Source organism: Streptomyces hirsutus, from assembly GCF_001418415.1.
Lineage (GTDB): Bacteria > Actinomycetota > Actinomycetes > Streptomycetales > Streptomycetaceae > Streptomyces > Streptomyces hirsutus.
This window is the reverse complement of sequence record NZ_LIQT01000558.1, coordinates 1-9,763: the sequence shown is the minus strand read 5'-3', so window position 1 is coordinate 9,763 and position 9,763 is coordinate 1. Positions and strand designations below refer to the sequence as shown.

Below are 9,763 nucleotides of genomic sequence, written 5' to 3'. Positions count from 1 at the left end.
TTCCCGACTCAGGACACTAGCCCAGCGAGAGGGAGTCGTCGTGCGGTCCTGGCCGGTGGTGGGCAGCGGCGTCCTCGCGGCTCACCTCATGGTGAGTGCCGTCGGGGCGGGGAAGGGGCTTGAGGGTGACCTCGATGCGGTGCGTGGAGTCATGGCTCACCGAGCCGCCCAGACGTGCCTCGACCACTCCCAGGCGCAGACCCGCCCCGCCCTCGCCGGCCCGGTGGAACTGCACCGAGAACTCCAGGCTGACCTGCTCCACGTTGAACCGCCAGTCGCTCTCCGCTCCTTCTGCCTGGGCCCGCGCCAGCTCCGCACGAACCGAGCCGATGGCCTCCGCAAGACCGATCGGTTCCATATCCCTCATGTCAACACACCCCCGTCTTCCGTTGCTTGACCGATCCACTCTGCTCACAAGTCTGGGGACGCACCAGGCTTTGCACGTAGTGTGAGACAGCATGGGGGAACTGCGTGCGGACTGGAGGCTCAGGCTGCGGCGCGAGGACGCGCACGGCCCCATCTGTGGTGCCGGCGTGCTCGTCGACCAGTACACGGCGCTGTCCTGCGCACACGTGGTGCGCCACCCGGACGCCGTCATGTGGCTGGAGTTCGCCGAGAACAGCGAGCTCGAGCCGGTCTCCGCACGCGTCATGCCCGGCGGCTGGCTGCCGGAGGGCGAGAGCGGCGAGGATGTCGCCGTGCTGCGCCTGGACAGCCCTCGCCCGCAGGCGCGCCGCGCCCTCCTGGAACCCAGGCTGTGGGGCGGAATGGAGGTGTACGCGACCGGTTACGCGAAGGGCTTCGACGACGGCATGAGCCTGTGGGGGCGCATCGGCGGCGCCAGCGGTGAGCGGGTGCAGCTCGACGCCGTCACCAGGACGGAGGTGGTGCGCGCCGGCTTCAGCGGCGCCGCCGTGTGCACCCGGCCGCAGGAAGGACGTCCCGCCCGTGTGGTCGGCCTCGTCGTCAGCTGGCGCGGCGATCTGGGCGAACTGCTGCCCGAAGACAACCGGCTCTCCTTCTCGTACCTGATCCCCATTGACCGCATCGCCGAACTCTCACCGGTCATCAAGGAGTTGAGCAGCCCGCACGCCTGGGATCACGGCTTCGAGGAGCGGTTGACCCGGTGGTTCGACGACCCGGACGAGGACCCGGTGAAGATCACCGTGGTGCCTCCGGGCAGCGGCAAGGACCGCTCGCTGCGCCACCTGCTGCACCGCGCCCACGTCGTCCATCGCGGCGGCGCCAGCAGGCCGGACCTCGTCGACCACGCCTTGGACCAGGTCACCTTCCCGGCCGGCGAATACCTGACGTACTGGGACTGGCTGCGCGGCGCCAAGCCCCAACCCGCGCGGGCGGCCGACCGTGCACCCGTGCGACCGGTCACGGTCCTCGTCGACGGTCTCGACGAGGAGACCCAGCCGGGCCCCCTGATCGAACTTCTGGCCCGGCTGCGGGTGTTCGGCTTCCGGCTGCTGCTCGTCTTCCGCCACGAGGGCGGCCCCGGCTGGACCGCGTCCCGCGACCGACTCCTGCGGCCCGCGCTCCTCCGCCACGCGGACACACTGCTCGACCGTCTGCAGCGCGTGGAGTTCAGCCGGGCGATCCGCCGCGACATCGTCGACAGCGCCTCCCTCGGCTCCGTGACCGAGACTGCCGACCGGCACCGGGCCGCGCGCCGCCTGATCGACGATGTGCGGGACCCGCAACAGCAACTCACCCGGTTACGCGCGCTGATCAGGACCCTGCGCGCCGACCTGAGCCGCCATGGAGACCGGTGATGCGGTGCTCCGCCCGGCCCGGGCAAGGGCAAAGGAGCACGAGGGAATGACGGCCTGCCCGCACCGGCGCTTCGCCGGAGCCCCCTGCGGCGGCACCGTGCTGCCCACCGGCCACTGCGCCGCATGCGGCCGCGCGGAGAACGACCCCGGGCTGCCCGCCCTGCCCGAGGATCCACGGGAACTCGGCCCCCGCGAGCTCCTCGCGCTCCCCGAGCGCGAGCCACGCCCCGCCGAGGAACGCCTCATCCGTCCCGAGGCGCCGCTGCGCATCCGCATGGACTGCTCGTCCGCCGACTGCGGCATCACCTTCGCCCCGCCTTACGCCGAGGGGCCGGTGCCGATCAAGGGGTTCTGCCCGGCCTGCGGCGAGCGCTACTCGTACCAGCCCGAACTCACCAAGGGCGACATGCTGCGCGACCAGTACAGGATCATGGGACCCATCGCGCACGGCGGACAGGGCTGGGTCTACCTCGCCGAGGACACCCATCTCGGTGACGTCGTCGCCGTCAAGGGACTGCTCAACCGGTACGAGCACGACGGCGCCCGGCTCGCCGACGTCGAACGCCGCAACCTCGTCGCCATCCGCCACCCCCGGATCGTTCAGATCCGCGACTTCGTCGCCCGGAGCGACGACACCGGCCAGGTCACCGGCGGCTACATCGTCATGGACGACGTCGGTGACGGCACCCTCGCGAAAGTCGTCGAGGACGTCCGGCGCGGTGAATCCGTCCTCGACATCGAGCACGTCGCGGCGTACGGCTGCCAGATCCTCGAAGCCTTCGTCCACCTGCACGCCGACGGCGAACGGGTCTTCGTGTACGGGGACATGAAGCCCTCCAACGTCGTGCACCACAGGGACGGCATCAAGGTCATCGATCTCGGCGGCATGCGCGAGCAGGGGCAGAGCCAGCCGCCCGCCCATGTCACGGCCGACTACACGGCGCCTGAGACCGAAACGTCGGCCAGGACCACCGTCGCCCACGACCTGCACACCGTCGGCGCCACCTTGCGGGAACTCGCCCGCTGGGCCGTCGCCGACGTGCCCGGCCTCGGTACCGCCTCCTTCCAGCGGGTCGTCGATCGTGCCGTCCGGCCCTCCCCGTACCGGCGCTTCACCGACGCCCGTGAGATGGTCGGCCAACTGCGCGGCGCCCTGCGGGAGATCCGCGCGCTGCGCGGCAAGAGCGACCCGCCCGAGCCCTCCGACTACTTCCGGCCGTCCACCCGGTTGCTCGGCGCCCGGCTCGGCACGGTGCCGGGCATCGAACACTGGCTGGAGCGCCCCCGCCGCGACCGGTACGAGCCGCCCGTGGCACCGGCCCTCGACCTCGGCGCCCCCACACCCACCGAGATCGCCGCCTGTCTGCCGGTGCCGAGGCCGTATCCGGGCGATCCGCAGACCGCGCGGTTCGAGGTGAGCAGCGGCTACGACCCGGGCCAGCTCCTCGAGCAGGAGGACGAGAAGCCGCGCTCGGTGGAGATCTGCCTGCACAACGTGCGTGTTCTGCTGGACCGGAACACCGGGGAGGACCTGGAGCGGGCCCAGGAGGAGCTCGACACGGCCGACTCCATTCCCGGGCCGCCCGCCGTGCGCCGGTGGCGGCTGGAGTGGCATCGCGCCCTGCTCGCGCTGCGCAGCGCCGACCTCGACGACGACCCGCGGCAGGTCGTCGAGGCCAGGAAACACTTCACGCAGGCCCACCTCGAACTGCCCGGCGAGTACGCGCCCAAACTGGCCCTCGCCTACTGCGCGGAGCGGCTCGGCGACGACACGGCCGAGCCCACGGCCAAGGAACTGTACGAGGTGGTCTTCGCCCGCAACCCCGCGCACGGCGGCGCCGCCCTCGGCCTGGCCAGGCTCGCGCTCCGCGCGCGCGACCGCCGGGCGGCCATCGATGTGCTCGGCCGGGTCCGGCAGGGCACTCTGGACCACACCGTCGCCCGGATCGCCTCCCTGCGCATCCGCGCGGCCCGGCTGCCCGGAGACGGTGATCCGCTGCCCGCGCCCGCCGAGGTCGACGCGGCGCTGGCCGAACTGCGCGGCCTCGAGGGCGGGAGTCCGGGCGCCGGGGAGCCTCGCCTGTCGGAGGACGAGGCGCTGCGCCTGGGCACCGAACTCCACGAATGGAAGCTGGACGCGGTGCACAGCCTCAGCGACCGGCCCGGTTCGCCGGGAAGGGATGCCGGACGGCTCAACGCCCGCAGTCTGAGACGTCTGAGCGCCCCGGAGCGCGAGTCGCGCAAGCAGCTGGAAGTGCACTACCGGCGACTGGCGGCCCGCCACCATGAGCCGGCCGCCCATGAACACCTCGTGGATCTCATGCACGCGGTACGGCCTCAGACCGTGTTCTGACTGCACGGCACGACAGGCCGAATCGGCACCCGGCCCCCGGTGTGCCGCGGCGACGAAGGTGAAGGAGCGGTGACGTACGACATGAGCAGCCACACCCGGCCGCCGCAGCCGGGCATCCGACTGCACGTCGACCTCGGCGGCGATCTGCTCCCGCACCGGAGCGCGAAGATAGAGGCCCATCTGCGGGTGGACGTGGCCGCCGACGGCGCTCCCAACGATCTGCCCGCGGTCCAGCTCGCCGTGATCATCGCGGTGGACGTCGCCGAATCCAACCGGGCTGCCGTCCGGCACGCCCTGCCGTCGGTGCTGCGGGCCTTGCCCGACCGTATCTCCTTCGCCGTGCTCGGCAGCGGCCCCGAGCCGGTCCGGTGCTATCCGCGGGGCGCCGACGAGTGGGCCGTCGCCGACCGGGAGGAAAGGCGCCGGGCCGCCTTCGTCGCGGGATCGCTCCCGCTGCACCGGGAGGGGCCGCGTCCTGCCGGGTACGCCGCCTGGGTGGCCGGAGCGCGCGCCCTGCTCTTCGGACGGCCGGTGTCCGTACGCCATCTGGTGCTGATCACCGACGGCAGCAGCGCCGTCGGTGAGACCCGTCTGGAAGAAGAACTGGACGCCTGCGCAGGGCAGTTCACCTGTGACGTGTTCGCCGTGGGCGCGGACTGGGTTCCCGACCCCCTGCTGACCCTCGCCGAACGGCTGCACGGCACGGCCGAGTTCGTGGACGACGGACTCGGCCATGCGGTCACCGCCGCCATCCAGCGGCTGCGCCGGGTGCACACGCCCCGGCTGCCGATCGAAGTGACCGTGCGGCCCTCGGTCCGCCAGGTCTCGCTCAGCGAGAAGGCGCCCCGGCCGCACCGCCTCGGCGGGCTGCTCCAGCCCGGCCGGCCGCACCGCTGGACATTCCCGACCTACCAGTGGGAGCAGGGCAGACGTGACTACCTGCTCACCCTGGTCGCCGACTCCGACGCCGACCCGCTGGAGACCGAGCTGCAGTTCGCCATGGTCTCCATCGGCGATGTCCACGCGCCCGTCGTCGCCCGCTGGCACCTCCCCGAGCAGTCCCCGCCCCACGCCCCGACGGGCACCGGCAGCGTGCGTGACCTCAACGCCACCGCCAGGATGCGGAAGCTTCTCCGCCAGGGCCTCACCGCTCTTCAGGAACACCGACCGGACACCGCCGAGGACCGCCTGGGACAGGCCGCCCGACTGGCGACGCGATTCGGCACGGACTGGGTACTGGACGAGATCCGCACGGTCGCCGACATCGAGGACCCGATCGCGGGGCGGGTCCGGCTGCGCACCGTCGACGCCGGTGCCCTCGGCCCGATGATCCTGCGCGCCGGGTCCCGTCCCGGCGGCCCCCTGGCCGACGCCGTCGGCGCGCGGCCGGGCCCGCGCTGCGGCGGCTGCGGCACCCCGGCCGGGAGCGAGGCCCGTTACTGCATCGCATGCGGGGAGAAGCTGCTGTGACGACCGGACGCACCGCCTCCTGGTACCGGTTCTCCCTCGCCGCTTTCTGGCGCCGGCGCCTGAGCCCCTGGCGGACCCGCCGGCTGCTGGAGGTGCATCTGCTGGTCCTGTTCCTGCTCACGGCCGTGGCGTCGACCGCCCTGTTCCTCTCCTGCCGTCAGGTCCAGCACAGCGCCGAAGCGCTCGCGTCCCGCGAGGCACCGGCCGTGCAGGGGCTCGCCGCCACCCGGCTCGCGGCCCTGCGGGCCGACCAGGAGGCCCGCGCCCTGGTGGAAAAGGAGCTCATCGACGTCACGGGCTCGGGCGAGGCCTACCGGTCCCAGCTCTCGGCCGCCGACCAGGGCCTGTCCCGGATCGCCGACCGCACGGACCAGGACCTCGGCACGGTCAAGGGCCTGCTCGCCACCTACAGCGACTCGCTCGCCCTCGGCACGTCCCCTTACCCTGACCAGTCCCTCATGCGGAAGCAGAAACTCAAAGAGGCGAAATCGCTGCTCACCCGCGATTCGGTGGGACTCGTACCCCGCCTGCACGCACTGCAGCAGGTCCAGCTGAGGCACGCCGAAGCCACCGCCACCATGGGGCAGTGGCAGCGCGGCGGGTGGTGGATCGCCGAACTCGCCCTGGTATTCGTGGGGTTGACCCTGCTCTCGGCGCTGTTCGTGCTGCGCGACCGCTGCGGCCGTGACTGGAATCCGTACCTGCTCGCGGCCTTCGTGCTCACCGTGCTGCTCGCGGTGTTTCCGCTGACGGCGATGTCCGCCACCCAGAGCGGCCTCGACGGGGCGATCAAGGATCTGCGGGAGATCACCGAGGTGTCCCGGACAAGCGGCACGGAACCGGCCGATGCACAGCGGGACGTCACGAAGAAGTCGGAGCAGGTCCGGCGGAAGACGACCGATGACGCCTGGACCGCCCCGGTGTACCAGGGCACTCTCGTCGGCAGCCTGCTGACCATCGTCCTGCCCGCGCTGGGGCTCGGTCTTCGGCTCGACAACGACTACTGGAGGCGACGGTGACCCGGCGGTTCAAGATGCTGGTCTTCGCCATGGTCATACTGCTGCTCACCGCCTTCGGCATGGTGGCGGTCTGGGCGCAGCACGACGACGAGGAGCCGGTGACCATCCTCGGAACGTGGACGGCCAAACAGGCGGAGCAGTTCGAAACCCTGCTGGACGGCTTCGGCATCCCCTTCCGCTACCAGGGCACCGCGGCCCAACGGGATGTGCTGCTCTCCAAGGTGCAGTCGGGGGAGCCCCCGGACATCGTGATCATGCCGGGCCTCGGCGAACTCGCCGAATACGCCGAGCAGGACCTCCTCAAACCGCTGAACCGGCTCTACGAGCCGCAGGAGTACGGCGCCCCCTGGAAGCCGACCGGCTCACCCGCCGAACCCGTCTACTGGGTCCCGGTCAAGGCGGACCTGAAGAGCATCGTCTGGTACCGCCAGGGTCACCAGCCCGCCCATAAGCCTGCTCCACTGAAAAGTTGGTGCATCGGCATGGGGGACGACGGCGCCTCCGGCTGGCCCGGCACCGACTGGATCGAGGACCTCGTACTGCAACGGTCGGGCCCGGATGTCTACGAGAAGTGGGCGCTGGGCACGGGCGAAATGAAGTGGTGGCGCAGTAATCCGGTGCACACGGCCTGGGAGGCGTGGGCCGATCTGCTCCGGCAGGACAAGGAAGCGGCCGAGGACGCTCTGCTCACCGACCACCGCGGCGCCCCGGACGACAACGGGCTGCTGTTCGACGGCCGGGACGGGTGCACCCTGGAGCATCAAGGCTCCTTCGCGCTCTCCTTCTACAGGAACCACGCGAAGCACGCAGACCTGATGGACTCCGCTCCGCTCCTGCCCGGAGGCGGCAGCCGGGTCCGGGCCCACGAGGTGACCGGCGACTTCGCGGCGCTGTTCAGCGCCCGCCCTCAGGCCCGTGAACTGATCCGCCGGCTGGCCTCCAAGGAGGGCCAGCAGAAGTGGGCCGATCTGCCGGACGTCTTCTCGGCGAATCGCGAGGTGAAGCCGGAAAAGCCACAGGGCGACGCGGTCAAACACAAGGTCGCACAACGGCTCCGTGAAGGACCCCGCTGCCTGGACGCCTCGGACGTCATGGCACCTGCCGTACGGGGCGCCTTCTACGAGGCCGTCCTGCTGACCATCGCAAGGGTCGCCAGCAATCAGGACCCCGACCTTGATGGTGTCCTCCACGATGTGCAGAGGATGCAGGACGCGCAGTCCGCGCAAGACGGCGACAACAGAGCGGCTCCGAAGACGGTGTGCAGTACGCGGTGAGCGATGGGGCGGCGCCTACCGCAGGTCCCTCCCTGAAAAGCCGAGACAGTCCAGGAGGATTCCTCGTCCGTGACCGCACATCCGGGTGCTCGTCGACCGGCCCATCGAGCTCAGCGGCGGGCGGGCGGCCGGGAAGGGCCGGGCGGCGGACACCTCGTCGAGGCCGGCGTCGATGCCTGGCCGTTTGCCGATCAGGCGGGTGATGAGCTGCCGTGTCCTTGCGGGAATCCTGACTCGCGTCTCCTCGATGAGGCGCTGGAGAATGTCAGGAACAGGTCGTCGATGATCAGGACGCCGGCGGCGCGCCGTCGCTCGTTCAGGACGGGCAGCCTGCGTACGCCTGATCTGCGAAGCACCCTGGCAGGCGGCCGAGACGCCGTCGGTGGCCCACCGACCGTGAGCCCGACGGCACGCTCACCCTCCGGACATCGCACGGAAAGCAGCGGACATGGCCGAAGCCACCCCTCCACCCGAGGATCTCGTACGGACCGTTCGAGGGGCCGGTATCAGCGACGAGCGCCTGCTCCAGGCCGTACGAGCGACACCCCGAGCGGCATTCGTCCCCACCGGTCACCAAGCGCACGCCTATCACGACGTGCCCATTCCGATCGGGCACGCACAGGTGACCACGCAGCCCTCACTCTCCGTGATGATGATCGAGGGCCTTGACCTGAGCGGGGACGAGCACGTACTCGAGATCGGTACCGGCCTCGGCTTCCAGACCGCACTGCTCGCCCGGTTGGCCGCCGATGTCGTGACCATCGAGATGTGGCCGGACATCGCCCGGCAGGCACGGCGCAACCTCGCCCGGCAGGACATTCGGAATATCGAGCTGCGCATCGGGGACGGCAGCGGCGGCGTACCGGACCGCGCTCCGTACGACGCGGTCATCGTGTCCGCCGCGTTCCCGGAGGTTCCCGCGCCGCTGGCCGGGCAACTGCGACTCGGCGGCCGCCTCGTCCAGCCCCTCGGGCCGGGCGGCCGGGAGCAGGTCGTGTCCTTCCTGCGCACCGCGACGGGGCTGGAGCGCCGGCGGATACTCACGCCCGCGCATTTCGTCCGCCTGCAAGGACGGTACGGCTTCCCCTCCTGAGCCCCGCCGACTGCGTCGGACTGCCGGCATTCCGACAGACCCTGCGACACGAGGAAGGGTGACGATCAGCACGCCGCGGCTGGGGGCTGCGTCCACGCCGACGCGACATCGGCACGCGCGGCGATACGGCGGCAGCGCGCCGGCGCCGACCGAGCGCAGCCCATGTCTGAGGCCGTAGTGCCTGCGTTGACGGTGCGTCTCACCGGTCCAGCTCCGCGAACATCTCCACCGCCCGGGTCCTGCCTGTGACGATGATGACGTCGCCGGGATGGACGACCGTCTCGGCGGTGGCGTGAGTGAAGTCGGCGCCGGGGCGTTTGATGCCGACGACGGTGACGCCGTACGTACTGCGCACCCGGCTCTCGCCCAGCGGGATCCCGCCGACGACCTTCGGGGCGAGCGTCTTGATCAGCGCGTAATCGCTGTCGAAGGCGATGAAGTCCAGCATCCGGCCAGTGACCAGGTGGGCCACGCGCTCGCCCATGTCGTGCTCGGGCAGGACGATGTGGTGGGCACCGATGCGTTCCAGGATCTGGCCGTGCTGCCGGGTGGTGGCCCGGACCCAGATGGCGGCCACGCCGGCGTCGACGAGGTTGGAGGTGGTCAGGATGCTGGCCTCCAGGTCGGTGCCGATACCGACCACCACGCGGGAGAACTCGCCGACGCCGAGCTGCGCCAGCACAGCGGGGTCGGTGCAGTCCGCGGCGGCGACCTGGGTCAGCTCTTCGCCGATCTTCTGGACGACGCCGACGTCGGCGTCGACGCCGAGCACG

8 protein-coding genes are annotated in these 9,763 nt (G+C 71.1%); 6 read left to right on the top strand and 2 right to left on the bottom strand.

Annotated elements, in window-relative coordinates; all coding sequences use genetic code 11:
* Positions 1 to 16 precede the first annotated feature (16 nt).
* Positions 17 to 367 carry a trypco2 family protein gene (locus AOK11_RS34310; RefSeq protein ID WP_055597568.1) on the bottom strand — a complete coding sequence of 117 codons (351 nt, stop codon included), beginning with the start codon at positions 365 to 367 and terminating at the stop codon, positions 17 to 19.
* Positions 368 to 458: 91 nt separating this feature from the next.
* Here AOK11_RS34310 and AOK11_RS34305 point away from each other — a divergent pair, with 91 nt between their 5' ends.
* The 6 genes from AOK11_RS34305 (at position 459) to AOK11_RS34280 (ending at position 8,990) form a co-directional block, all read left to right on the top strand.
* Positions 459 to 1,781, top strand: a complete 1,323-nt coding sequence (locus AOK11_RS34305) for a S1 family peptidase (RefSeq protein WP_079035262.1) — start codon at positions 459 to 461, stop codon at positions 1,779 to 1,781.
* Positions 1,782 to 1,827: 46 nt separating this feature from the next.
* Positions 1,828 to 4,134, top strand: a complete 2,307-nt coding sequence (locus tag AOK11_RS34300) for a tetratricopeptide repeat protein (protein WP_055597567.1) — start codon at positions 1,828 to 1,830, stop codon at positions 4,132 to 4,134.
* 81 nt (positions 4,135 to 4,215) lie between these two features.
* Entirely contained in the window at positions 4,216 to 5,604 is a 1,389-nt protein-coding gene (locus tag AOK11_RS34295; protein ID WP_055597569.1) for a vWA domain-containing protein, read from the top strand.
* A complete protein-coding gene (locus AOK11_RS34290) occupies positions 5,601 to 6,623 on the top strand; it encodes a hypothetical protein (RefSeq protein WP_055597566.1) in 1,023 nt (340 codons plus the stop codon). Before AOK11_RS34295 ends, AOK11_RS34290 begins: the two co-directional genes overlap by 4 nt.
* Complete coding sequence (locus AOK11_RS34285) at positions 6,620 to 7,897, top strand: ABC transporter substrate-binding protein (RefSeq protein ID WP_055597565.1); 1,278 nt, start codon at positions 6,620 to 6,622, stop codon at positions 7,895 to 7,897. The genes AOK11_RS34290 and AOK11_RS34285 overlap by 4 nt, the downstream gene beginning before the upstream one ends.
* A 448-nt stretch (positions 7,898 to 8,345) precedes the next feature.
* On the top strand, positions 8,346 to 8,990 hold the full coding sequence (locus tag AOK11_RS34280) for a protein-L-isoaspartate(D-aspartate) O-methyltransferase (RefSeq protein WP_055597564.1): 645 nt from the start codon (positions 8,346 to 8,348) through the stop codon (positions 8,988 to 8,990).
* A 199-nt stretch (positions 8,991 to 9,189) separates the two neighbouring features.
* Here the strand turns inward: AOK11_RS34280 and AOK11_RS34275 are convergent.
* On the bottom strand, positions 9,190 to 9,763 hold a 574-nt coding region (locus AOK11_RS34275; RefSeq protein ID WP_055597563.1), incomplete at its 5' end, for a potassium channel family protein.

Excerpts from the sequence above, each read along its gene's own strand:
- AOK11_RS34310 (WP_055597568.1), bottom strand. The coding sequence starts at position 367 with ATGAGGGATATGGAACCGATCGGTCTTGCGGAGGCCATCGGCTCGGTT.
- AOK11_RS34305 (WP_079035262.1), top strand. The coding sequence starts at position 459 with ATGGGGGAACTGCGTGCGGACTGGAGGCTCAGGCTGCGGCGCGAGGAC.
- AOK11_RS34300 (WP_055597567.1), top strand. The coding sequence starts at position 1,828 with ATGACGGCCTGCCCGCACCGGCGCTTCGCCGGAGCCCCCTGCGGCGGC.
- AOK11_RS34295 (WP_055597569.1), top strand. The coding sequence starts at position 4,216 with ATGAGCAGCCACACCCGGCCGCCGCAGCCGGGCATCCGACTGCACGTC.
- AOK11_RS34280 (WP_055597564.1), top strand. The coding sequence starts at position 8,346 with ATGGCCGAAGCCACCCCTCCACCCGAGGATCTCGTACGGACCGTTCGA.